The 24252-nt window shown below is 69.8% G+C and carries 24 protein-coding genes; 9 read left to right on the top strand and 15 right to left on the bottom strand.

The window, feature by feature from the left end:
- The first annotated feature begins 9 nt into the window (after positions 1 to 9).
- Positions 10 to 867, top strand: a complete 858-nt coding sequence (locus tag NF20_RS00760; RefSeq protein WP_003877071.1) for an HAD-IB family hydrolase — start codon at positions 10 to 12, stop codon at positions 865 to 867.
- A gap of 466 nt (positions 868 to 1333) precedes the next feature.
- On the opposite strand, the gene NF20_RS00755 is transcribed toward NF20_RS00760, so the two are convergent.
- From NF20_RS00755 to NF20_RS00730, 6 genes are all read right to left on the bottom strand, one after another.
- Positions 1334 to 2092 carry a hypothetical protein gene (locus tag NF20_RS00755; RefSeq protein WP_003877070.1) on the bottom strand — a complete coding sequence of 253 codons (759 nt, stop codon included), beginning with the start codon at positions 2090 to 2092 and terminating at the stop codon, positions 1334 to 1336.
- Positions 2082 to 3728: a dipeptide ABC transporter ATP-binding protein gene (locus tag NF20_RS00750; protein WP_033712047.1), complete on the bottom strand. Its 1647-nt coding sequence runs from the start codon at positions 3726 to 3728 to the stop codon at positions 2082 to 2084. The genes NF20_RS00755 and NF20_RS00750 overlap by 11 nt, the downstream gene beginning before the upstream one ends.
- Positions 3725 to 4600, bottom strand: a complete 876-nt coding sequence (locus NF20_RS00745) for an ABC transporter permease (RefSeq protein ID WP_033711984.1) — start codon at positions 4598 to 4600, stop codon at positions 3725 to 3727. Before NF20_RS00745 ends, NF20_RS00750 begins: the two co-directional genes overlap by 4 nt.
- A complete protein-coding gene (locus NF20_RS00740; RefSeq protein ID WP_023869864.1) occupies positions 4593 to 5519 on the bottom strand; it encodes an ABC transporter permease in 927 nt (308 codons plus the stop codon). The genes NF20_RS00745 and NF20_RS00740 overlap by 8 nt, the downstream gene beginning before the upstream one ends.
- Before the next feature lies 1 nt (position 5520).
- On the bottom strand, positions 5521 to 7137 hold the full coding sequence (locus tag NF20_RS00735; RefSeq protein WP_170937426.1) for a peptide ABC transporter substrate-binding protein: 1617 nt from the start codon (positions 7135 to 7137) through the stop codon (positions 5521 to 5523).
- A gap of 93 nt (positions 7138 to 7230) precedes the next feature.
- Positions 7231 to 7773: a DUF4232 domain-containing protein gene (locus tag NF20_RS00730; RefSeq protein ID WP_003877064.1), complete on the bottom strand. Its 543-nt coding sequence runs from the start codon at positions 7771 to 7773 to the stop codon at positions 7231 to 7233.
- A 114-nt stretch (positions 7774 to 7887) separates the two neighbouring features.
- Between NF20_RS00730 and acs the strand changes: the two genes are divergently transcribed.
- Positions 7888 to 9840, top strand: coding sequence for an acetate--CoA ligase (gene acs / locus NF20_RS00725; protein ID WP_033712049.1), 1953 nt, complete (start codon positions 7888 to 7890; stop codon positions 9838 to 9840).
- A 91-nt stretch (positions 9841 to 9931) separates the two neighbouring features.
- Here the strand turns inward: acs and NF20_RS00720 are convergent, their stop codons facing one another.
- On the bottom strand, positions 9932 to 10630 hold the full coding sequence (locus NF20_RS00720) for a S1 family peptidase (RefSeq protein ID WP_003873291.1): 699 nt from the start codon (positions 10628 to 10630) through the stop codon (positions 9932 to 9934).
- A 193-nt stretch (positions 10631 to 10823) separates the two neighbouring features.
- On the opposite strand from NF20_RS00720, the gene NF20_RS00715 reads away from it, so the two are divergent.
- Positions 10824 to 11363: a phage holin family protein gene (locus tag NF20_RS00715; RefSeq protein ID WP_009974700.1), complete on the top strand. Its 540-nt coding sequence runs from the start codon at positions 10824 to 10826 to the stop codon at positions 11361 to 11363.
- Positions 11364 to 12329 carry an alpha/beta fold hydrolase gene (locus NF20_RS00710; RefSeq protein ID WP_033711988.1) on the top strand — a complete coding sequence of 322 codons (966 nt, stop codon included), beginning with the start codon at positions 11364 to 11366 and terminating at the stop codon, positions 12327 to 12329.
- On the opposite strand, the gene marP is transcribed toward NF20_RS00710, so the two are convergent.
- The 4 genes from marP to nth are packed head-to-tail and all read right to left on the bottom strand — an operon-like array spanning position 12322 to position 15748.
- Entirely contained in the window at positions 12322 to 13515 is a 1194-nt protein-coding gene (gene marP / locus NF20_RS00705; protein WP_003877060.1) for an acid resistance serine protease MarP, read from the bottom strand. The genes NF20_RS00710 and marP overlap by 8 nt on opposite strands.
- 11 nt (positions 13516 to 13526) lie before the next feature.
- On the bottom strand, positions 13527 to 14345 hold the full coding sequence (locus NF20_RS00700) for an NUDIX hydrolase (RefSeq protein WP_009974698.1): 819 nt from the start codon (positions 14343 to 14345) through the stop codon (positions 13527 to 13529).
- Positions 14346 to 14374: 29 nt separating this feature from the next.
- On the bottom strand, positions 14375 to 15043 hold the full coding sequence (locus tag NF20_RS00695; RefSeq protein WP_033711990.1) for a TlpA family protein disulfide reductase: 669 nt from the start codon (positions 15041 to 15043) through the stop codon (positions 14375 to 14377).
- 24 nt (positions 15044 to 15067) lie between these two features.
- Positions 15068 to 15748, bottom strand: a complete 681-nt coding sequence (gene nth / locus NF20_RS00690) for an endonuclease III (protein ID WP_031354274.1) — start codon at positions 15746 to 15748, stop codon at positions 15068 to 15070.
- Between the two features lie 173 nt (positions 15749 to 15921).
- Between nth and NF20_RS00685 the strand changes: the two genes are divergently transcribed.
- Positions 15922 to 16317 (top strand): hypothetical protein, encoded by a 396-nt coding sequence (locus tag NF20_RS00685; RefSeq protein WP_003873298.1) that lies wholly within the window; start codon positions 15922 to 15924, stop codon positions 16315 to 16317.
- A 104-nt stretch (positions 16318 to 16421) separates the two neighbouring features.
- Entirely contained in the window at positions 16422 to 17096 is a 675-nt protein-coding gene (gene crp / locus NF20_RS00680) for a cAMP-activated global transcriptional regulator CRP (protein WP_003877056.1), read from the top strand.
- 244 nt (positions 17097 to 17340) lie between these two features.
- Here the strand turns inward: crp and NF20_RS00675 are convergent, their stop codons facing one another.
- The 3 genes from NF20_RS00675 to NF20_RS27030 are packed head-to-tail and all read right to left on the bottom strand — an operon-like array spanning position 17341 to position 18779.
- Positions 17341 to 18144, bottom strand: a complete 804-nt coding sequence (locus NF20_RS00675; RefSeq protein WP_023900375.1) for an MBL fold metallo-hydrolase — start codon at positions 18142 to 18144, stop codon at positions 17341 to 17343.
- Positions 18141 to 18617 carry a RidA family protein gene (locus NF20_RS00670; RefSeq protein ID WP_009974693.1) on the bottom strand — a complete coding sequence of 159 codons (477 nt, stop codon included), beginning with the start codon at positions 18615 to 18617 and terminating at the stop codon, positions 18141 to 18143. The genes NF20_RS00675 and NF20_RS00670 overlap by 4 nt, the downstream gene beginning before the upstream one ends.
- The gene (locus NF20_RS27030; protein ID WP_003873302.1) at positions 18618 to 18779 is read right to left on the bottom strand and encodes a DUF4177 domain-containing protein; all 162 of its coding nucleotides are present in this window, start codon (positions 18777 to 18779) and stop codon (positions 18618 to 18620) included.
- 67 nt (positions 18780 to 18846) lie between these two features.
- On the opposite strand from NF20_RS27030, the gene NF20_RS00665 reads away from it, so the two are divergent.
- On the top strand, positions 18847 to 19869 hold the full coding sequence (locus tag NF20_RS00665) for an ArsA-related P-loop ATPase (RefSeq protein ID WP_003873303.1): 1023 nt from the start codon (positions 18847 to 18849) through the stop codon (positions 19867 to 19869).
- Positions 19866 to 21008 (top strand): ArsA family ATPase, encoded by a 1143-nt coding sequence (locus NF20_RS00660; protein ID WP_009974691.1) that lies wholly within the window; start codon positions 19866 to 19868, stop codon positions 21006 to 21008. The genes NF20_RS00665 and NF20_RS00660 overlap by 4 nt, the downstream gene beginning before the upstream one ends.
- A 62-nt stretch (positions 21009 to 21070) precedes the next feature.
- On the opposite strand, the gene NF20_RS00655 is transcribed toward NF20_RS00660, so the two are convergent.
- Positions 21071 to 21421 (bottom strand): WhiB family transcriptional regulator, encoded by a 351-nt coding sequence (locus NF20_RS00655; protein WP_009974690.1) that lies wholly within the window; start codon positions 21419 to 21421, stop codon positions 21071 to 21073.
- A gap of 363 nt (positions 21422 to 21784) precedes the next feature.
- Between NF20_RS00655 and ponA2 the strand changes: the two genes are divergently transcribed.
- A complete protein-coding gene (gene ponA2 / locus NF20_RS00650; RefSeq protein WP_010948847.1) occupies positions 21785 to 24214 on the top strand; it encodes a transglycosylase/D,D-transpeptidase PonA2 in 2430 nt (809 codons plus the stop codon).
- Positions 24215 to 24252 lie beyond the last annotated feature (38 nt).

The following is a 24252-nucleotide window of genomic DNA, read 5'->3' as shown; positions in this document are numbered from 1 at the left end:
GCTGGGGCGGTGACCGTCTTCGACCCGGCCGCGGAGCAGTCAGCCCCCGAGCAGTCAGCGCCGAGTGGCGTCCCGCACGCCCGCACGGCGGCCTTCTTCGACCTGGACAAGACGATCATCGCCAAGTCCAGCACGCTGGCGTTCAGCAAACCGTTTTTCGCTCAGGGCCTGCTCAACCGGCGCGCGGTGCTCAAGTCCAGCTACGCGCAGTTCATCTATCTGCTCTCCGGTGCCGATCATGACCAGATGGATCGGATGCGGGCGCACATGACCAACATGTGCACCGGCTGGGACGTCGAACAGGTCAAGTCGATCGTCAACGAGACGCTGCACGACATCGTCACCCCGCTGGTGTTCGCCGAGGCCGCCGACCTGATCGCCGCGCACAAGCTGTGCGGGCGCGACGTCGTGGTGGTGTCGGCCTCCGGGGAGGAGATCGTCGCGCCGATCGCGCGGGCGCTGGGCGCCACCCACGCGATGGCCACCCGCATGGTCGTCGAGGACGGGCGGTACACCGGCGAGATCGCCTTCTACTGCTACGGCGAGGGCAAGGTCCAGGCGATCCGCGAGCTGGCCGCCCGCGAGGGGTACCCGCTGGAGCACTGCTACGCCTACTCCGACTCGATCACCGACCTGCCGATGCTCGAGGCGGTCGGCCACCCCAGCGTGGTCAATCCCGACCGCGGGCTGCGCCGCGAAGCGCTGGAACGCGGCTGGCCGGTGATGTCGTTCTCCCGGCCGGTGTCGTTGCGGGACCGTATCCCCGCGCCGTCCGGCGCCGCCATCGCCACCACCGCCGCGGTGGGCATCAGCGCGCTGGCCGCCGGCGCGGTCACCTACTCGCTGCTGCGCCGCTACTCGTTCTAGCCGACCGACCGCGCCCGCACAGCAAACGCACTGGCCGCACGGGTCATTTCGTTTCGCGGCATTGGGGACATTTGGGCCTTGCTGTGCGCAGGGTCTAGTAGTACAAAGGAACCACGGAAGCCCGGTGAGGCCAAGGTCGATCCGGAAGAGAAGGTTCGATCTCCCGATCCGGGCGCCCAGCACGGTGCTCGGCACCCACGCGGAGTCATAGCCGCGAAAATGGCAGAAGTGTTGCGGGCCTGCGTAATTGCGAATTGCGGAAGGTGTCGACGGCCCTTTGGGTGGGGCTGCAACCGGAAGCGTCGTGAGATCGCCGAGGCCAACCCACGCAGCCCCGAGGTGCACGCTTGGTAACCGAGTCCCGTGCTAGCGGGCGGCGGACCGAACATTCGGAACGTCGCCCGCTCTACATTTTTCGGGCCCGATTCCGACGCCGATCCAACGGCCCGTCAGCTACCCCCGGCAGCTATCGATTCGACATCGAGTCGGCGATCGACAACGCCTCTTGCGCGCCGGCGCGCATCGCCCGGCAGCACAGCACCAGCCAGGCACCGACCCCCTCGGGCGTGCCGTCGGCGAAGCCGCGCGCGGCATCCCGGTACGCCGCGGGTTGACGCATCCAACTGACCTCGGGCACCCCCAACCCGTGCGGGTCCAACCCGCTGGCGATGGTGACCAACCTCGACACCGCGCGGGCCACCACGCCGTCGCAGCTGCCGAACGGCCGCAGCGTCAGCAGCTCGCCGTGCGCGACGGCGGCGAGCACCGGCGCCGGCACCCGGGTGCGGCCATTCACCAAGTCCGCCAACAACTCCAACCGTGGCCCCACGCCGGCATCGGCCCGCGGGCGCCCCAGCCGTTCGTCATCGACCTGGTCGGCCGCGGCCAGCATGTGCAGCCGGGCCAGCGCCTGCAGCGGCGCCCGCCGCCAGATGCCGACCACCGGACCTTCCCCGCCCTCGAGCGCCTGGGCCACCCGAAGCGCGCCGGCGAACACCGGATCGCTGATCTGCCCGGCCTCGGCGAGATCCTCCAGCCGAACCGGCCCACCGTCGAGCACCGACGACGCGCGGGCAGCCCGCAGGGCCGCCTCGGCGGCGGTCACCGGCCAGCCGCGCAGGTTGGCCCGGTGCCGGTGCGCGCGGCCCAGCGCGTCGCGGGCGCGGTCGCTCGCCTCGGCGACGCCGGGCAGCTCCATCAGGGGCGCCAGTGGATCAGCCGTCACAGCTTGACAACCTATCTCCGCCGCGCCGCGGTCGCGGGATGGCATCCAGCAGCTGCCGGGTGTAGTCCTGGGCCGGGGCGGTGAACAGCTTTTCGGTGGGCGCCTGCTCCACCACCCGCCCGGCGCGCATCACCAGGACGTCGTCGGCGATCTGGCGGATCACCGCCAGGTCATGACTGATGAACAGATACGCCAGCCCCAGATCGGCCTGCAGCCTGGCCAACAGCTCCAGGATCTGCGCCTGCACCAGCACGTCGAGCGCGGACACCGCCTCGTCGCAGACCAGCACCTGCGGCCGCAACGCCAGCGCGCGGGCGATCGCCACCCGTTGCCGCTGCCCGCCCGACAATTCGCGGGGCAGCCGGTCCAGCACCGACGACGGCAGCGCCACCTGGTCGACGAGGTCGTGCACCGCCTTGGCGCGTTGCCTGCGGTCACCGACGCGGTGGATCCGCAACGGTTCCTCGATGGCGCGAAACACCGAGTACATGGGATCCAAACTGCTGTAAGGGTTTTGGAACACCGGCTGCACCCGGCGGCGGAAGGCCAGGTGTTGGTCGCCCGACAACGTGTCGTCGATGCGGGTGCCGTCGAAAACCACGGTGCCCGAGGTGGGCGGCAACAGGCCGAGCACCATCAACGCCAGGGTGGACTTCCCCGACCCCGACTCTCCGGCAATCGCCAGCGTGCGCGCCCGGCGCAGCCGGAACGACACCGCGTCGACGGCACGAAATTCGCTGCGCCGCCACGGTGTTGCGCGCGGCTCCCGGTACAGCTTGGTCAAGTCGGAGGCGACGAGGATGTCGGCGGGCTGCGGTTGCGTGCGGTCCGGCTGCCGCGGGCTGGTGCGCGCGCCGCCGCCGACCGTCAGCGCCGGTGCGGCGGCCACCAGCCGGCGGGTGTACTCGTGCCGCGGTTCCTGCAGAATCGACTGCGCCGCACCGGATTCCACCACGACACCGTCGTGCACGACGACCACCGACTCGGCGCGCTCCGCCGCCAGCGCCAGGTCGTGGGTGATCAACAGCACGGCCGTGCCGAGTTCGGCGGTGAGCCGCTGCAGGTGGTCGAGCACCTGGCGCTGCACCGTGACGTCCAGCGCGGAGGTCGGCTCGTCGGCGATCAGCAGCCGCGGCCGCCCGGCCAGCCCGATGGCGATCAGCGCGCGTTGGCACATGCCGCCGGACAGCTGGTGCGGGTAGCGGGCCGCTTGTTTCGCCGGGTCCGGCATTCCCGCCGCTTCCAGCAGCTGCACTGCGCGACGCCGGGTGTCGCGGTCGGAGGTGTTGGCCCGCAACGCTTCCCGGATCTGGAAGCCGACCTTCCAGACCGGGTTCAGGTTGGTCATCGGGTCCTGCGGGATGTAGCCGATCTGCCGGCCGCGCATCGAGCGCAGTGCGCGGCGGTCGGCGGCCGAGATGTCCACACCGTCGAACATGATGCGCCCGGCCGTGATTCGACCGCCGGGCGGCAACAGTCCCAGGATCGCGGCGGCGGTGCTGGATTTCCCCGACCCGGACTCGCCCACCACCGCGACGGTCTGGCCGGGCAGTACCCGCAAATCCAGGCCGCGCACCGCGGCGTGCTCGCCGAACCCGACATGCAGGCCCTCGACCGACAGCAGCGGGGTGGTCATGCCCGCCACGCCCGCGACGCCGGGTCGAGGGCGTCGCGCAGCGCGTCGCCCATCATCATGAAGGCCAGCACGGTCGCCGCCAGCGCGCCGGCCGGATAGAACAGGATCGGCGAACCGGCCCGCAGCCGCGTCTGGGCGAGGTTGATGTCGCCGCCCCACGACACCAACGACGGCGGCAGCCCCACGCCGAGGTAGGACAACGTTGCCTCGGTGACGATGAAAAGACCCAGCGCGATGGTGGCCACCGCGATCACCGGCCCCAGCGCGTTCGGCAGCGCGTGCCGGATCAGGATCTGAAACCTGCTCATGCCCAACGCTTTAGCTGCAAGCACGTAGTCGCTGGCGCGCACCGCCAGGACCGCCCCACGCGCGATCCGGGCCACCTGGGGCCAGCCGAACAACGCCAGGATCGCGATCACCGTCCACACCGTGCGGTGGTGCAGCACCTGCATCAGGACGATCGCGGCCAGCAGCAGCGGCAGCCCGAAGAACACGTCGGTGACCCGGGAGACCACCGCGTCGATCCAGCCGCCGTAGAAGCCGGCCAGCGCGCCCAGTGCGCCGCCGACCACGAAGACGATCGCCGCGGCGCCCAACCCGACGGTGACCGAGGCGCGCGCCCCGTACACGGTGCGGGCGTACACGTCGTGGCCCTGCAGATCGGTGCCGAACCAGTGCGCGCGCGACGGCGGCAACAGGCTCTGGGCGGGATCGGCGTAGGTGGGATCGGCGGCGGTGAACAGCGCGGGGAACAGCGCCACGGCAAGGATCACCAGGATCAGCAGGCCCGCGCCGATGAACTTCGGGCGTCGCCGCAGCCGGCGCCACGTCTCGCGCCAGAATCCGCCCCGGGCCCTGATCCGTTCAGCCATAACGGATCCGGGGGTCCAGCACGGCGTACAACAGGTCCACCACCAGGTTGGTGACCAGGTAGATCAGCACCAGCACCGTCACGATGGACACCACGGTGGGGGCCTCCTGCCGGGTGACGGCCTGGTAGAGCACCCCACCCACGCCGTGGATGTTGAAGATGCCTTCGGTGACGATGGCCCCGCCCATCAGCGCGCCCAGATCCGCCCCCAGGAACGTCACCACCGGGATCAGCGAATTGCGCAGGATGTGCACCGTCACCACCCGGGGCCGTGACAATCCCTTGGCGGTGGCGGTGCGCACGTAATCGGCGTGCGCATTGGCCGCCACCGCCGACCGGGTCAACCGCACCACGTAGGCGAAAGACACCGAGCCCAGCACGATTCCGGGCAACAGCAACCGCGTGAAGGTGGCGGCGTTGCCCACCGTCACCGGCGCGATGCCCAACCGCACCCCGAACACGAACTGCGCCAAGAACCCCAGCACGAAGATGGGGACCGCGATGATGACCAGGCCGGTGATAAGCACCGCGGAATCGAACAGACCGCCCTGGCGCAGTCCCGCGATGACCCCGAACCCGATGCCCAGCACCGCCTCGACGGCCAGCGCGATCAACGACAGCCGCAGGGTGACCGGAAAGGCATGTGCCAGAACATCACTGACGGGCAGCCCGGAATAGGCCCGGCCCAGGTCGCCGCGCAGCACCCCGCCGAGGTAGCGCAGGTACTGCACCAGGAACGGATCGTCGAGGTGGTAGCGGGCCCGCAGCGCCGCGGCCACCGCGGGCGTCAACGGGCGGTCACCGGCGATCGCGGCCACCGGGTCGCCGGGCAGCAGGAAAACCATGGCGTAGATCAGCAGGGTGGCCCCCAGAAATACGGGCACCATGACGGCGATCCGGCGTGCGATGTACCAACCCATGTCAAGCCTTGACGATGTTCTCGTAGTCGGGCAGCCCGTTCCAGGTGACCGTCACGTGGCTGACCTCCGCCGACCATCCGACCACACTGATGTAGTTCCACAGCGGAACAACGGGCATGTCGTGGAAGAGAATTCGCTGCGCGTCGTTGGCCAGCGCTGCTGCCTGCGGCAGGTCGGGCGCGGCCTCCGCGGTTTTCAGCGCGGCGTCGAACCGCGGGCTGGAATAGCCGACGTCGTTGGACCCGGCGCCGGTGGCGAACAGCGGGGCCAAAAATTCGATCATGGACGGGTAGTCGCCCTGCCAGCCGGCGCGGAACGCGGAGCCGATGCTGCGGTTGGTGATCTGGGTTCGAAAACCCGCGAAGGTGGGCTGCGGCGCGCCGAGCGCATCGATGCCCAGCACGTTCTTGATGCCGTTGGCGACGGCGTCCACCCAATCCTGGTGTCCCGCATCGGCGTTGTAGGCGATGGGGTAGCTGCCGCTCCACGCCGAGATCGCGTCGGCCTGCGCCCAGAGCCGGCGGGCCCGCTCGGGGTCGAAGTCCAATGCGTCGCTTCCGGCGATGTTCGGGTCGAAGCCGGGCAGCGACCGGGCGGTGAAATCGCGTGCCGGACTGCGGGTGTCGGCGAAGATCTGCCGACAGATCTGCGCCCGGTTGATGGCCGCCGACAGCGCCAGGCGGCGCAGCCGGCCCTCCTCGCCGCCGAAGTGCGGCAGCCGCAGCGGGGTGTCGAGGCTCTGGTTGATCGCGGCCGGCCCGGTGGTGACCCTGTCCGCCAGGTCGCGCCGGTAGACCGGCAGGGCGCTGGGCGGGATGGTGTCGAGCACATCGAGGTTGCCGGAGAGCAGATCGGCGTAGGCGGTGTCCAGGTTGGCGTAGAACTCGAACCTCAGCCCCTTGTTGCGGGGCTTGCGGTTGCCGTGGTAATCGGGGTTGGGCCGCAGGTCGATTCGCACGTTGTGCTCCCACGCCGGGCCGTCGGGGCCGTCGGCGAGCTGGTACGGGCCGTTGCCGATCGGGTGCCGCCCGAATGCGGCCATGTCGCGAAAGGCGGCCTGCGGCAGGGGATAAAATGCGCTGTGGCCAAGCCGCAGTTTGAAGTCCACGGTCGGGGCCTTGAGCCGGACGGTGAACTCCAGGTCGTTGACCACCCGCAGCCCGGTCATGGTGGTCTGCTGCGGCTGCCCGGCGGCCAGCGCGTCGTACCCGTCGATCGGGCTGAAAAAGCTTTGCTGCAGTTGGGCATTGGTGCTCAGCGCCCCGTAGTTCCAGGCGTCGACGAAGGAATGGGCCGTCACCGGCGAGCCGTCGGTGAACCTCCAGCCGGGTTTCAAGACGATGCGATAGTTGACGTTGTCGCCGCTCTCGATCGACTGGGCCACCTCGGGTGCGGGGTTGCCGGCGGCGTCGTAGGACATCAGCCCGGCGAAGAGTCGATCCAGGATGCGGCCGCCCTGGCTGTCGTTGGTGCCGGTGGGAACGAGGGGGTTCGGTGGTTCGCCGCCGTTGACCACCACCAGGTCCGGGCTCAGCACCCCGCCGCCGCAACCGGCCAGCGAGGCGACCACGAGCAGCGCGGCGGCGGCCGTGGCCAGCACGGCCACCGGGGTCCGCATCCCACGCATGACACCCGACCCTAGGGCGTGAAGCGGCGCGGCGGTGAAGTGCCCGCGCGCGTCTACTGCCCGACCAGAGGCGACGGACGTCGTTCAGACCGCGGTGATCGGATGCACCTGCAGCTCGCAGGCCTCGATGGTGGCCGGCACCGTCACCACCGCGGTGGTGTCGGGCGGGTTGACGAGCAGATCGGTGTAGGTGGGGCACGGCTGCCCGTCGGCGTCGACGGCGACGCCCTCGACGATCGCCTGGCCCTGCGTGGAGATCGACAGGATGACGGTGGGCGGCGCATCGACGCCCGCCGGCAGCCCGCCCAGGTATCCGCGCGGGGTGGGCTGCGCGTGGACGAGCGCGCCGCCGGCACCCGAGTCCACCGCGGCGTATCCGGTCAGCGTGCACGGTTCGGCGCCGCCGGCGAGGGTGAACACCAGCGTCACCGCGCGGTGGCCGACCGCGCCCTGCGCCGGTGCGGCCGTCACCGCGATCTGATCCGACCAGCACGGCGTCGGCGTGTCCGTGGTGTCGGCCGGCAGGGCCGCGGCGGGCCACCCCGCCGCGGTGGCGGCGGCGTAACTCGTTGCCAGCGCGGCAAAGCTGGCGACTGATCGGCGAAGGCCCCGCGAGTGACCCGGCACAGCGGTGATTATCCGGCACGCCGGCGCCCTTCGACGTCGATTCGAAGGCTTTGCTTTTCACCTTGTGAGGCTAGGCTCTCTGACGGTTGACGCCTCGACCCAGGAGTGAAGCCCGTGACCGCCAGCAACACCGCAAGCCCCGCGTCGTATCCGCCGCCGCCGCAGTTCGTCGAGCAGGCCAATGCGGATGAGCAGTTGTACCGCGAGGCCGAGCGGGACCAGCTGGCGTTCTGGGCCGAGCAGGCCAACCGGTTGTCCTGGGCCACACCGTTCACCAGGGTGCTGGACTGGTCCCGGGCGCCGTTCGCCGAGTGGTTCGCCGACGGCACGCTCAACGTCGCCTACAACTGCGTGGACCGCCACGTGCAGGCCGGCCACGGCGACCGGGTCGCCATCCACTGGGAGGGCGAATCTCCCGGCGATCAGCGCAGTCTGACCTATTCCGAGCTGTACACGCAGGTGTGCAAGGCCGCCAACGCGCTGACCGATCTCGGTCTGGTCGCCGGCGACCGCGTCGCCATCTATCTGCCGCTGATCCCCGAGGCGGTGATCGCGATGCTGGCCTGCGCGCGGCTGGGCGTCATGCACAGCGTGGTGTTCGCCGGCTTCACCGCCAAGGCGCTGCAGGCCCGCATCGCCGACGCGGCGGCCAAGCTGCTGATCACCAGCGACGGGCAGTTCCGCCGCGGCAAGCCCGCGCCGCTCAAGGACGCCGCCGACGAGGCGGTCGCCGACCCCGACAGCCCGGTCGAGCACGTTGTGGTGGTGCGGCGCACCGGAATTGACGTGTCCTGGACCGACGGCCGCGACCTGTGGTGGCACGACGTCGTCGACGCCGCCGCGCCCGAACACACCCCCGAGCCGTTCCCCGCCGAGCAGCCGCTGTTTCTGCTGTACACCTCGGGCACCACCGGCAAGCCCAAGGGCATCGTGCACACCAGCGGCGGCTATTTGACCCAGGCCGCCTACACGCACTATTACGTCTTCGACATCAAGGCCGACACCGACGTGTTCTGGTGCACCGCCGACATCGGCTGGGTCACCGGACACACCTACGGCGTCTACGGCCCGCTGGCCAACGGGGTCACCGAGGTGCTCTACGAGGGAACCCCGGACACACCGACCCAGCACCGGCATTTCGAGATCATCGAAAAGTACGGCGTGACAATCTATTACACCGCGCCTACGCTGATCCGCACGTTCATGAAGTGGGGGCGGGAAATCCCCGACGCGCACGACCTGTCCAGCCTGCGGCTGCTGGGTTCGGTCGGCGAACCGATCAATCCCGAGGCGTGGCGCTGGTATCGCAGCGTGATCGGCGCCGACCGGCTGCCGATCGTCGACACCTGGTGGCAGACCGAGACCGGCGCCACGATGATCTCCCCGCTGCCCGGAGTCGCTGCGGCCAAACCGGGTTCGGCGATGCGGCCACTGCCGGGCATCTCGGCCAGGATCGTCGACGACCACGGCGACCAGCTGGTGCCGGGCATCCACCACGGCGAGCACGTCACCGGCTACCTGGTGCTGGACCAACCGTGGCCGTCGATGCTGCGCGGCATCTGGGGCGACCCCGACCGCTACGTCGAGACCTACTGGTCGCGGTTCGCCGAGCAGGGCTGGTATTTCGCCGGGGACAGCGCCTATTACGACCGCGACGGCGCCATCTGGGTGGTCGGGCGCATCGACGACGTGATGAACGTGTCGGGGCATCGGCTGTCCACCGCCGAGGTGGAGTCGGCGCTGGTCGGACACCACGGCGTCGCCGAGGCGGCGGTGGTCGGCGCCACCGACGCCACGACCGGCCAGGCCATCTGCGCGTTCGTCGTGCTGTGCGCCGATTACCAGGTGCACGACGGGATCGTCGACGAGCTGCGCGCCGAGGTGGCCCGGGAGATCTCGCCGATCGCCAAGCCGCGGGAGGTGCACGTGGTGCCCGAGCTGCCCAAGACCCGCAGCGGCAAGATCATGCGCCGGCTGCTGCGCGACATCGCCGAGAACCGCGAATTGGGCGACACCTCAACGCTGCTCGACCCCGGGGTGTTCGACGCGATCCGGGCGGCGAAGTAGTCGGCGCGCGCGCCCCAGCCCCTCGCCGGGCGTCACTCTGGCGTGACGCTCGACGGCCGGCGTCACTCTGGCGTGACGTTCGGCCAATTCCTCAGCCCGGCAGCGGGGCGAACCCGGCGCCCGGCCGGTGCTTGGCGTTGATGTCGGCCAGGATCGCGTTGAACGACATCACCACCGCCGGGGTGTGCAGCGGGATGTACTTGATGACGCACGTCGGCAGGTTGTCGCTGAACGCCCCGTGGATCATCCCGACCAGCTGATTGTTGACGGTGACCGGCGCGCCCGAGTCACCCGGCTGGCCGCACACCTGCATCACGATGGTGCCCGGGGTCTGACCCATGCCCCAGGTGACGCCGCACGAATTGCCGGTGGTGCGGCCCTGTTTGCAGGCGATCTCGCCGAAGGCCGGGTCGGGACCGATGCCGCTGATCAAAAACCCGTTGAAGTTGGCCACCGGGGTCACCTTGGCCGGATCGAACTTGATCACCGCGTAGTCGAGGTTGTCGTTACCGGCGACCATGGTGCCCAGGATGCCCGCGTTCTCCGCGCCCTCGGCGGCCACCTGCGCGCCCGGGCCGCCGCAGTGCGCCGAGGTGAAGCCGATCAGGTCGCCGGCGGCGTCGCCACCGATGGTGGTCAGCGTGCACATGGTGTCGCCGTTGACCACGATGCCGGCCCCACCGCCCAGCGGGATCCTGACGTCCGCCGCGGCGGCGCGGGGATGCGAACCCGTCACCGCCACGAGCAGGGCAACCATCGCCACCAGGCAGCATCGGTGTGCCCTCCGCACAACCCACTCCTATCGGTCGGCCGGATCCCGCGACCGGCTTGGCCGAGTGTAATCGGCCCGGACGTCTTGTTCGTGGCACCGAGCCCGGTGCCACGAGATCGGCCGGAATCGTCTGGCTTCTTCTGTCCGGCCGCCACGTGGCAACATAAACCGCGACGACAGCGAGCCGGGCAACGACGAAAGAGGACCGTCTGTGAGCAAAGTCGAGGGCAAGAACGGGGTGCCCAGCACCCTGACCACGATCCCGTTGACCGACCCGCATGCCAAGCCTGCCGAGCCGACGATCGGTGACCTGATCAAGGACGCGACCACCCAGGTTTCCACCCTGGTGCGCGCCGAGGTCGAACTGGCTCGCGCCGAAATCACCCGGGACGTCAAGAAGGGGCTCACCGGCAGCGTCTTCTTCATCGCCGCGCTGGTGGTGCTGTTCTACTCCACCTTCTTTTTCTTCTTCTTCGTCGCCGAGCTGCTCGACACCTGGCTGTGGCGCTGGGTGGCGTTCCTGATCGTGTTCGGGGTCCAGGTCGTGGTCGGGGCGGTGCTGGCTTTGCTGGGCTTCCTCAAGGTGCGCCGGATCCGGGGGCCGCGCCAGACCATCGAGTCGGTCAAGGAGACCCGCACCGCGCTCACGCCCGGGCACGACAAGGCCGCCGGCGCGCGGGCGCTGACCGAAAGCCACGGCAAGCACGCCAAGCCCGGCGACGGCGCCGCCGCGGACCCGTCGGGTTGGTAGATGGCGCCGCCGGATCCGTCGGTAACCCGCATCGACGGGCCGTGGCGCCATCTGGATGTGCACGCCAACGGCATCCGCTTTCACGTCGTCGAGGCCCTGCCCGTCGGCGACGCCCGCGGCCTGCCCGCCACGGCGCGGCCGTTGGTGATGCTGCTGCACGGCTTCGGATCGTTCTGGTGGTCCTGGCGTCATCAGCTGCGCGGGCTGACCGGCGCCCGGGTGGTCGCGGTCGACCTGCGCGGCTACGGCGGCAGCGACAAGCCGCCCCGCGGCTATGACGGCTGGACCCTGTCCGGCGACGCGGCCGGGCTGATCCGCGCGCTCGGGCACTCCTCGGCGACGCTGGTCGGCCACGCCGACGGCGGCCTGGCCTGCTGGGCCACCGCGCTGCTGCACGCGCGGCTGGTGTCGGCCGTCGCGCTGATCAGCTCACCGCACCCGGCGGCGTTGCGGCAGTCCACGTTGACGCGCCGCGACCAGGCCCGGGCGCTGCTGCCGACACTGCTGCGATACCAGGTGCCGCTGTGGCCCGAGCGGCTGTTGACCCGCGACGGCGGGGCGGAGATCGAGCGCCTGGTCCGCAGCCGCAGCTGCGCGAAATGGCTTGCGTCCGAAGACTTTTCCGAGACCATCGGCCATCTGCGCACGGCCATTCAGATCCCGGCGGCGGCGCACTGCGCGCTGGAGTACCAGCGCTGGGCGGTGCGCAGCCAGCTGCGCGACGAGGGACGGCGGTTCCTCCGGTCGATGCGCCGGCAGCTCGGCGTGCCGCTGCTGCACCTGCGCGGCGAGGAAGACCCCTACGTGCTGGCCGACCCCGTCGACCGGACCCGGCGTTACGCACCGCAGGGCCGCTACGTAACCGTCGCGGGCGCAGGGCATTTCAGCCACGAAGAGGTGCCGGAGGAGATCAACCGGCACCTGACGAGCTTCCTCGAGGACGTGCACGGCCCGGCCGTCAACTGACGCAGGACCCGGTGCCCACCGTCTTGGTCTCGCCGATCTTGGCGAGCTGACCGGCGACCTCGTCGGCGGTCAACACGAAGCCGGTGTCGGGGTCGTCGACGGCCGCGCCGAACACCACCCCGAGCACCTGGCCGTTCAGGTCGATCAGCGGTCCACCCGAATTGCCTTGCTCCACACTGGCTCTGATGGTGTACACGTCGCGGGTGACCGGCGCCGGGTCGCGGTAGATGTCGGGTCCGCTCAACTTGATCAGCTCGCGGATCCGGGCCGGGGTCGCGGTGAAGTTGCCGCCGCCGGGATAACCCAGCACCACCACGCTGGCCCCGGTTTTCGCCTCGGTCTGGGCGAACGGCAACGGCGGCGGCGGCAGGTTGGGGACGGCCAGGATCGCGATGTCGACGGACGGGTCGTAGGACACCACGGTGGCGTCCAGCGGGTTGCCGCTGGCGTAGATCTGCACGCTGTTGGAACCGGCCACCACGTGCGCGTTGGTCATCACCCGGTCGGGCGCGATCACGAATCCGCTGCCCTCCAACACCTTTTGGCAACTGGGCGCCAGGCTGCGCACCTTGACGACACTGGGCGCGGTGGCCTGCACCACGGGGTTGCTGGCCAGCTCGGGATCGGGTGAGGCGACCGGGATCACCGGGGTGCGGCTGAACGGCTCGAGCACCGCGGGCAGCCCGGAGGTGTTCAGCAGCGCCGAGAGCCGCTTGGGCACCGTCTTGAGCCACGGCGGGGCAACCTCGTTGACCTTGGCCAACACTCGGGAACCGCGCACCGCGGCGGCCAGCTCGGGCTGATCCTTGGACTGGGTCAGCGGCGTCGCCAGCAGCCACGCCGCGGTCAACACCACGACCAGCTGCACGCCGACCCCGATCACCGAGTCGACGGTGCGGATGGACCGGCTGCGGATCGCGCCCCGCACCGCGCGCCCCAACACCACGCCGGCGACCTCGCCGATGACCACCAGCGCCAGGATCAAGAACAGTGCCGCAAACAGTTTCGCGCGCGGCGCGGCGATGTGGCTGACGAGGTGGGGCGCCAGCAGCACCCCGGCGATCGCGCCGAGCAGCACCCCCACGAACGACAGCAGCGACCCCAACGCGCCGGACCGCCAGCCCGAGATCGCCGCGATGAAGGCCACCGCCAGCACCGCGACGTCCAGCCACTGCGACGGGGTCATCGAATTCAGGTTCATTCGAGTGCGTCACCCCGCTCGCCGACCAGCGCCATCGCCGCGTCCAACTCCCGCTGATCGGAGGTGTCCCAGGGCTGGGCCCAGCCCGCGACGTCGAGCAGCGCGGAGATCACCTGGCCGGTGAAGCCCCACACCAGCATCTCGTTGAGCAGAAACGCCGGCCCGGCCCACCGGCGGCCCAAGTCGCCGCGGTACACCATCAGCCGGTTGGCGGGATTGATGAAGGCGCGCAACGGAACTCGCGCCACCAGCGCGGTCTCGGCCTCGTTGACCACGGCCACCGGCCCGGGGTCGGGCGAATACGCCAACACGGGCACGACGTGGAACTGCGAGGGCGCGATGAACATCTTCTCCATCGTGGCCAGCGGATGCAGCCGGCTCACGTCGATCCCGGTCTCCTCGCGGGCCTCGCGCAGGGCGGTGGCCACCGGGCCGTCGTCGGTGGGATCGGCGGCGCCGCCGGGAAACGCCGCCTGCCCGGCGTGGTGGCGCAGCGTGGACGCCCGCACGGTGACCAGCAGGTCGGCGTCGGTGGGCGGGCCCCCGCCGGGCGGCCCGGATTCCGGGCCGGAGAACAGCACCAGCACCGCGGCTTCCCGCGCGGCGCCGCGCACGCTCGTCAGCGCCGACGCGGCCTTGGTGGTGATCATCGCCAGCACGTCGGCCGGCAACCGGCGCCGGGCCGCGTCGGGGACGTCGTCGACGTTGTCGACCAGCGGACGCAGCCAGGACGGGCAGGCGTCAGGCGTCAGCGGAACGGTCCCACGCGCCGGGGCGGGGTCCCCATTCCGCAGGGGCGAACCCCCAGCACTCACGGCCCCTCCAGTCGGTTCAATTTTTCCGCTTATCCCCTGTCGTTCCCGATCGCGGCCGCGATCTCGTCGGCCGTGCTGAAAGCACGCGGCAGCGTCTGGGCAACGCTACCGTCCGGCCGCAGCACCACCGTCGCGGGCATCACATTTACCACCCGCAGCGCGGCCGCGACCCGGCGCCGACCGTCCTGCAGGGTCGGCAGCCGAACGCCGAGCTCGGCCAGTCGCAGCAGGGCCGCGGTCTCGTTCTCGTCCTGATGCACCGTCAGCACCGTCACCTCCGCTCCGGCCCGTCGTTGATACTCGGCCATCGCGGGCAGTTCGGCCGCACACGGCGCGCACCAATAGGCCCAGAAGTTGAGCACGACCCGGCGCCCGGCCACCGCGCGGCCGGCGTCGACCACCGAACCGTCGGCGGCGCACTCGGCCGTCACGCCGCGCAGCGCCGCCGGGCCGGGACCGGTTCCCGCGGCCGGACACGGCGGCAGGTCGGCGCGCTGTCGGGGACCGGCCAGCGCTGCCGGGGTGTCGGCGTCGCGGTGTTCGCGGTCGGCCACCGCCCGGCCGGTGGCCGCCGGGCCGGGCGTCGCGGCGTCGTCACGCAGCTGGGCCAGCAGCGCGACGATCAGCGCCACCACCACCGCGAAAATCGCGATGTGCCAGCGAACCTTCCGGGTCAGCGTCGGCCTCGGGATGGGCATGCGGTCCCCGTGCTGTCGGCGCGGTTACAGCCCGGCCAGGGCGAGCAGATGCTCGGTTTCCGGCCCGCGCACCAGCTGCGCGGCCAGCGGCGGTTCGGTGGGGCCCAGCCCGAACGAGGGGCAGTCCCTGGCGAGCAGGCACACCCCGCAGGCCGGTTTGCGCGAGTGACACACCCGGCGGCCGTGGAAGATGACCCGGTGGCTGAGCATGGTCCACTCGCTGCGTTCGATCAGCTCGCCTACGGCGTGCTCGATTTTGACCGGATCCTTCTCGGCGGTCCAGCGCCAGCGGTGCACCAGCCGAGCGAAGTGGGTGTCGACGGTGATACCGGGGACACCGAAGGCGTTGCCCAGGATGACGTTCGCGGTCTTGCGGCCCACACCGGGCAGGGTGACCAGCTCGGCCATGGTGGCGGGCACCTCGCCGTCGAACCGTTCCACCAGGGCCTGGCCGAGACGGATCAGCGCGGAGGCCTTGTTGCGGAAGAAGCCGGTCGGGCGGATCAGGTTCTCCAGCTCGTCGCGGTCGGCCTGGGCGTAATCCAGCGCGCAGGTGTAGCGCTTGAACAAGGCCGGCGTCGTCAGGTTCACCCGTTTGTCGGTGCTCTGCGCCGACAGGATGGTGGCGACCGTCAGCTCCAGCGGCGTGGTGAAGTCCAGCTCGCAGTGCGCTTCCGGAAACGCTTGTGCCAGAATGCGATTCATCCGCCGCGCCCGTCGCACCAAGGCAACTCGGGATTCGGTCGACCAGCGCCGGGCGGCGGCCTCGCCGGGCGGGGCCGGGGTCGACTTCGCACGCCCCGACGACTTAGCCGTTGTCACCTACGACAGAGTACTTATTTCGTGATCCGGCCGAGACCTCGTGTTCATGCAAGGCCATGTTTACTCTTCGTGTGTCGTGGTTGCTGGTGGCCGGTGTACCGGTGCTGCTGATGCTGGCGGCGCTGGGACTGGGGCGGCTGGAAAAGGAGCTCGTCCGGGATCCGGCCGCGGTGGCCGATGTCGACGAGTTCCTCGAGCGCACCGGCGGCGTGGACATGCACACGCTGGCCGCCGAGGGCATGCCCGAGGCCCTGGAATACCTGCACCGGCGCGAGGCCCAGCAATCCGCCGGTCCGGCGCCGGGCGGGCGCAGCGGCGGTCCGCGGCACGCCGCGCCGTCCTTCGCCGCCGGCTTCGTCGACCCCGACGAGATGACGCTGCCGACCAGGATCGGCGGCCATTCGCACGTCAATCCGCAGTTTAGGGCACCTCGACACGCCAATCGTGTGTAGCGTTGGCACGTTAGACACAATGGCGTTCCTCTAGACTCGTCACGCGAGCAAGGGGTTAGCCTGCCCGTATCACATTAATTTCTTGCGAAAGTTGAAGAGGCAACGTGGACGAGATCCTGGCAAGGGCAGGAATCTTCCAAGGGGTTGAGCCCAGCGCAGTCACCGCACTGACCAAGCAGCTCCAACCCGTCGACTTCCCCCGCGGACACACCGTCTTCGCCGAAGGGGAACCGGGGGATCGGCTGTACATCATCGTCTCGGGCAAGGTGAAGATCGGTCGCCGCTCGCCCGACGGGCGGGAAAACCTGCTGACGATCATGGGCCCCTCGGACATGTTCGGTGAGCTGTCGATCTTCGACCCGGGCCCGCGGACGTCCAGCGCCACCACCATCACCGAGGTGCGCGCGGTGTCGATGGACCGCGACGCGCTGCGCGCGTGGATCGCCGACCGCCCCGAGATCGCCGAACAGCTGTTGCGGGTGCTGGCCCGCCGGTTGCGCCGCACCAACAACAACCTGGCCGACCTCATCTTCACCGACGTGCCCGGCCGGGTGGCCAAGCAGCTGCTGCAGCTCGCGCAGCGCTTCGGCACCCAGGAGGGCGGCGCCATGCGGGTCACCCACGACCTGACCCAGGAAGAGATCGCGCAGCTGGTCGGGGCGTCGCGGGAGACGGTGAACAAGGCGCTGGCCGATTTCGCCCACCGCGGCTGGATCCGGCTGGAGGGCAAAAGCGTGCTGATCTCGGACTCCGAGCGGCTGGCGCGGCGAGCGAGGTAAGCGCGGGCTAAGCCCGGGCGCAACCGAGCGAGCCTCCCACACCGAGCGAGGTAAGCGCGGGCGAAGCCCGGGCGCGCTAAGCGCCCGGACCGTTCGTCCTTCGCCACATCAGCCTCAGCTGCACCGCCGCGTCACCCATCAGGTGACGTCGAAATCCGCTAGCGGCGGCGCTAGCGGAACTCTGACGCATTCCGTCCCTTCGGGGCCGGGACCCATGGGGCCGGAGTGACTCACGCCAAGACGGTTACGTCGATGGCTCCGAGCGCAGGTGATTCAACTGCACCTGCACCGACCACTCGGCGGCGTCCCACAGCTTCTCATCGACATCGACGTAGACGTGTTCGACGATCCGGCGGGCGCTGACGTCCTCGCCCAGCTCCCGCACCGCCGACCGCACCTGGTCCAGCCGCTCCCGCCGGTGTTCCAGGTAGCCCTGCGCGACGCTTTCCAGGTCGGTCAGGTCCGGGCCGTGGCCGGGCAGCACCGCCCGCCGGCCCAGGCCGCGCAGCCGCCGCAGCGATTCCAGGTAGTCCGTCAGGCTGCCGTCCTCCTTGTCGAGGACGGTGGTGCCGCGGCCCAGCACGGTGTCGGCGGTCAGCACGGCGTCGTCGAGCAGGAAGCACAGCGAATCGGCGGTGTGCCCGGGCGTGGCCATCACCTTGATCGTTAGCCCGGCCGCGTCGATCACCTCGCCGTCGGTGAGCTCACCGCCCAGGCCGCGCAGAAAGCCGCTGCCCGCCGAGCGCACGGTGGCGCCGGTGCGCTCGACCAGCTTGTCGATGCCGTCGGTGTGGTCGCCGTGCCGGTGGCTGATCAGCACCAGCGCGATGCGGCCCAGCGCGGCGATCCGCGCGATGTGCTCGTCGTCGTCCGGCCCGGGGTCCACGATCACCAGCTCGTCGCTGCCCCGCCCGCGCAGCACCCAGGTGTTGGTGCCCTCCAGCGTCAGCAAACCGGGATTGTCGGCCAGCAGCACCGAGGCCGTGTCGGTGACCGCCCGCAACCTGCCGTATGCGGGATGGGTCGGCGACTCGGCAACCTCGGTCACGGCCGCGCGCCGACCTCCACGATCAGCTCCACTTCCACCGGCGCATCCAGCGGCAGCTCACCGACACCGACCGCCGAGCGCGCATGCGCGCCGTGTTCGCCGAACACCTCGGCGAGCAGGTCAGAGGCGCCGTTGACGACGCTGGGCTGGCCGTTGAACCCGGGTGCGGAGGCGACGAACCCGACGACTTTGACCACCCGGGTCACCGCGTCGATGCCCACCAGCGCGTCGACCGCGGCCAGCGCGTTGAGCGCGCAGATCCGCGCCAGCGCGCGGCCCTCGTCCGGGGTGATGTGGGCGCCCACCTTGCCGGTGGCGGCCAGCTTGCCGTCCTGCATCGGCAGCTGGCCGGCGGTGTAGACCAGGTTGCCGGTGCGCACCGCGGGGACGTAGGAGGCCAGCGGCGCAACCACTTCCGGCAGCGTCAGACCGAGCTCGGCGAGCCGGGCCTTCCAGGACGGTGCAGCACTCATCTACTTGGGGCGCTTGAGGTAGGCGACGTGCTGCTCGCCGGTGGGGCCGGGCAGTACGGACACCAGCTCCCAGCCGTCGGCACCCCACTGGTCGAGGATCTGCTTGGTGGCGTGCGTCAGCAGTGGGACGGTGGCGTATTCCCATGCGGTCGGTTGGCTCATCCCGCGAGCTTATCGGTCGCCGGTGAACCGCTCCGGCCAGGCCAATGCCCGGTCGGGCTAGCATGCGATGGTGGCAACCACATCGAGCGGCGGAGCTGCCGTCGGCTGGCCGGCGCGCTTGACCAAGGCCCGCTTGCATTTCGTGACGGGCAAGGGCGGTACCGGCAAATCGACCATCGCGGCCGCGCTGGCGCTGACGCTGGCAGCCGGGGGCCGCAAGGTGCTGCTCGTGGAAGTCGAAGGCCGCCAAGGCATTGCGCAGCTCTTCGATGTTCCGCCGCTGCCCTATCAAGAGGTGAAGATCGCGACCGCCGAGCGGGGCGGCCAGGTCAACGCGCTGGCCATCGACATCGAGGCCGCGTTCCTGGAATACCTCGACATGTTCTACAACCTGGGCATCGCGGGCCGGGCCATGCGCCGCATCGGCGCCATCGAGTTCGCCACCACGATCGCGCCCGGCCTGCGCGACGTGCTGCTCACCGGCAAGATCAAAGAGACGGTGATCCGCGTCGACAAGAACCGGCTGCCGGTGTACGACGCGATCGTCGTCGACGCCCCGCCGACCGGGCGGATCGCCCGCTTCCTCGACGTCACCAAGGCGGTGTCCGATCTGGCCAAGGGCGGTCCGGTGCACTCGCAGGCCGACGGCGTGGTCCGGCTGTTGCACTCCGAGCAGACCGCCATCCACCTGGTCACCCTGCTGGAGGCGCTGCCCGTGCAGGAGACGCTGGAAGCCATCGAGGAACTCGCCGAGATGCAGCTGCCCATCGGCAGCGTGATCGTCAACCGCAACATTCCCGCCTACCTGCAGCCCGCCGATCTGGCGAAGGCCGCCGAGGGCGACATCGACGCCGACGCGGTGCGGGCTGGGCTGCAAAAAGCCGGAATCACGTTGGACGACAAAGACTTCGCCGGCCTGCTGACGGAGACCATCGAGCATGCGACGGTGATCGCCACCCGCGCCGAGATCGCACAGCAGCTCGACGCGTTGCACGTGGCCCGGCTGGAACTCCCGGCGATCTCCGACGGCGTCGACCTGGGCAGCCTCTACGAGCTATCGGAATCGCTTGCCCAGCAAGGAGTTCGATGAGTACCACACCCAAACAGCTTGATATGGCGGCTATCCTGGCCGACACCACCAACCGGGTGGTGGTGTGCTGCGGTGCGGGTGGGGTGGGTAAAACCACCACGGCGGCCGCCATCGCGCTGCGCGCCGCCGAATACGGGCGCAATGTCTGCGTTTTGACGATCGACCCGGCCAAGCGGCTGGCCCAGGCGTTGGGCGTGAACGACCTCGGCAACACGCCGCAACGAGTGCCGCTGGCCGCCGAGGTTCCCGGCGAGCTGCACGCGATGATGCTCGACATGCGGCGCACCTTCGACGAGATGGTGGTCCAGTACTCCGGACCCGGTCGCGCACAAGCGATTCTGGACAACCAGTTCTATCAGACCGTCGCCAGCTCACTCGCCGGCACGCAGGAGTACATGGCGATGGAGAAGCTGGGGCAGCTGCTGGCCGAGGATCGCTGGGATCTGGTGGTGGTGGACACGCCGCCGTCGCGCAACGCGCTGGACTTCCTGGACGCCCCGAAACGGCTGGGCAGCTTCATGGACAGCCGGCTGTGGCGGCTGCTGCTGGCGCCGGGCCGCGGAATCGGCCGATTGGTCACCGGCGCAATGGGTTTGGCGATGAAGGCGATGTCGACGATCCTGGGCTCACAGATGCTCGCCGACGCCGCGGCGTTCGTGCAGTCGCTGGACGCCACCTTCGGTGGCTTCCGGGAAAAGGCCGACCGCACCTACGCGCTGCTGAAACGGCGGGGCACCCAGTTCGTGGTGGTGTCGGCGGCCGAGCCCGACGCGCTGCGCGAGGCGTCCTTCTTCGTCGACCGGCTGTCCCAGGAAGGGATGCCGCTGGCCGGGCTGGTGCTCAACCGCACCCATCCGCCGCTGTGCTCGCTGCCCGCGGAGCGGGCGATCGACGGCACCGAGATGCTCGAGCACGACGGCGACCCCGAAACCACCTCGCTGGCCGCGGCCGTGCTGAGGATTCACGCCGATCGGGCGCAGACCGCCAAGCGGGAAATCCGATTGCTGTCCCGCTTCACCGGCGCCAACCCGCACGTGCCGGTGATCGGCGTTCCCTCACTGCCGTTTGATGTTTCGGACTTGGAAGCGCTGCGCGCGCTGGCCGACCAGATCACGTCGAACCGGGCAACCGCCCGCTGAACGGCCCGGGATCGGGCGTAACAGTACCGTAATCACGAACAGCGGGCGGTCGGCGGCGCCGGTCACCCGGCGCTGCGGTTTCTCCTCTTGTCGAAGAAGTCCGCCCAGGACACCACCTCGGGGTGCTGCTTGAGCAGCGCGCGGCGCTGCCGCTCGGTCATGCCGCCCCAGACCCCGAACTCGACCCGGTTGTCCAGCGCGTCCGCCCCGCATTCCTGCATGACGGGGCAGTGCCGGCAGATCACTGCGGCCTTGCGCTGGGCGGCACCGCGCACAAACAGTTCATCCGGATCGGTGGTCCGGCACAGTGCCTTCGAGACCCAGGCGATGCGCTCCTCGGCATCGACACTGCGAAGTACCCCTTGAGCGGCTGCAATGTTTGTCCTACGCGCCGCCGGCCGTGTTGGTGACACGAACTGTTCCCTTCCCTACCGGTCGCCCGTCGCGACCGCCCTCCTGGGGTGCAGATCCAACCCTTGCGATCTACGCCACACTGTGTGCTTCGGTGTTACCTGAATCTCACCGTGTGTCTAAGTTAGGTGGTCAGCTGCCAATTGCGCAACAGTCCGATAACGCTTTTTTTGGGACGGGCGTCCCGTCTCGCTCCGAAGGATAGGCGAAGAAGTGATCTCGCACACCATGTTCGATCCGGATCGCTGACGCAACTGCAAATTTTCGTGCTGCTCAGCGCCCGCGCCGCCGGCCCCCCGATCGGCCCGATTAATCGGTGAACTTGCAGCGTGGCGGCGTGACTGCGGGCCGCTACTGTAGTAGCCATGTCAGACCGCCCCCCGGCCGCGCTCACGGTTTTGAAGCTCGCGGGGTTCTGTTTGTTGGCCAGTGTGGTGGCCACCGCGCTGCTGTTTCCCGTCGCCGGCGGAATAGGACTGGTGTCCAACCGCGCCTCGGAAGTGGTCGCCAACGGCTCGGCGCAGCTGCTCGAGGGCGAGGTGCCGGCGGTGTCGACGATGGTCGACGCCAAGGGCAACACCATCGCCTGGCTGTATTCGCAGCGCCGCTTCGAGGTGCCCAGCGACAAGATCGCCAACACGATGAAGCTGGCGATCGTGTCCATCGAGGACAAGCGGTTCGCCGACCACAACGGGGTGGACTGGAAAGGCACCCTGACCGGGTTGGCCGGCTACGCCCGCGGCGACGTCGACACCCGCGGCGGGTCCACCATCGAGCAGCAGTACATCAAGAACTACCAGCTGCTGGTGACCGCGAAGACCGACGCCGAGAAGCGGGCGGCGGTGGAGACCACCCCGGCCCGCAAGCTGCGCGAGATCCGGATGGCGCTGACGCTGGACAAGACCTTCACCAAGCCCGAGATCCTGACCCGGTACCTGAACCTGGTGTCGTTCGGCAACAACTCGTTCGGGGTGCAGGACGCCGCCCAGACCTACTTCGGCATCAACGCCTCCGACCTGAACTGGCAGCAGGCGGCGCTGCTGGCGGGCATGGTGCAGTCGACCAGCGCGCTCAACCCCTACACCAACCCCGAAGGCGCGCTGGCCCGCCGAAACCTGGTGCTGGACACCATGATCGAGAACATCCCGCAGGAGGCCGACGCGCTGCGCGCCGCCAAGGCCGCGCCGCTGGGCATCCTGCCGCAGCCCAACGAGCTGCCCCGCGGCTGCATCGCGGCCGGTGACCGGGCGTACTTCTGCGACTACGTGCAGGAGTACCTCTCGCGCGCCGGGATCAGCAAGGAGCAGGTGGCCCGGGGCGGCTATCTGATCAAGACGACGCTGGACCCCGACGTGCAGATCCCGGTCAAGGCGGCCATCGACAAGTTCGCCAGCCCGACGCTGCCCGGCATCTCGAGCGTGATGAGCGTGATCCAGCCCGGCAAGACGTCGCACAAGGTGATGGCGATGGCCAGCAACCGCACCTACGGCCTGGACGTCGACGCCGGGCAGACCATGCGCCCGCAGCCGTTCTCGCTGGTCGGCGACGGCGCGGGATCGGTGTTCAAGATCTTCACCACGGCCGCGGCGCTGGACATGGGCATGGGCATCAACGCCACGCTGGAGGTGCCGGGCCGGTTCCAGGCCAAGGGCATGGGGAGCGGCGGCGCCAAGGGCTGCCCGAAGGACACCTGGTGCGTGGTCAACGCCGGCAACTACAAGGGCTCGATGAACGTCACCGAGGCGCTGGCCACCTCGCCCAACACCGCGTTCGCCAAACTGATCCAGCAGGTCGGGGTGACGCGCACGGTGGACATGGCGATCAAGCTGGGCTTGCGCTCCTACGCCGACCCCGGCACCGCCCGCGACTACAACCCCGACAGCAACGAGAGCCTGGCCGACTTCGTCAAACGCCAGAACATCGGCTCGTTCACGCTGGGCCCGATCGAGGTGAACGCGCTGGAGCTGTCCAACGTCGCGGCCACCCTGGCCTCCGGCGGCACCTGGTGCCCACCCAATCCGATCGACAAGCTGATCGACCGCAAGGGCAACGAGGTGGCGGTGACCACCGAAACCTGCGATCAGGTGGTGCCCGAGGGCCTGGCCAACACGATGGCCAACGCGATGAGCAAGGACGCGGTGGGCGGCGGCACGGCGGCCGGTTCGGCCGGCGCCGCGGGCTGGGACCTGCCCATGTCCGGCAAGACGGGCACCACCGAAGCCCACCGGTCGTCGGGCTTCGTCGGCTTCACCAACCACTACGCGGCGGCCAACTACATCTACGACGACTCGCCGAATCCGACGGACCTGTGTTCGGCCCCGCTGCGCCACTGCGGCGAGGGCGACCTGTACGGCGGTAACGAGCCGGCCCGCACCTGGTTCACCGCGATGAAGCCGATCGCCACCAATTTCGGTCCGGTGCAGTTGCCGCCCACCGACCCCCGCTACGTGGACGGCGCGCCGGGGTCGCGGGTGCCCAGCGTGGCGGGCCTGGACATCGACGCGGCGCGGCAGCGCATCAAGGAGGCGGGTTTCCAGGTCGCCGACCAGAACAACTTCGTCAACAGCAGCGCCAAGCAGGGCGAGGTGGTCGGCACGACACCGAGCGGCGCGACGATTCCCGGGTCGATCATCACCATCCAGGTCAGCAACGGCATCCCGCCGGCCCCGCCGCCACCGCCGGAGGGCGCGCCCCCGCCGGTCGGTTCGCAGGTGGTCGAGATTCCGGGGCTGCCGCCGATCACCATTCCGCTGCTGGCGCCGCCGCCGCCGGCGCCCGGGCAGCCGCCGCCGTAACGGGCCGTGACGCGCGGGTTACGCGGCCAGTCGGCGAC

It is taken from the genome of Mycobacterium sp. MAC_080597_8934 (genome assembly GCF_000523975.1).
In the GTDB taxonomy this organism is placed as follows: domain Bacteria; phylum Actinomycetota; class Actinomycetes; order Mycobacteriales; family Mycobacteriaceae; genus Mycobacterium; species Mycobacterium avium.
This window is presented reverse-complemented; position numbering and strand designations above follow the sequence as displayed.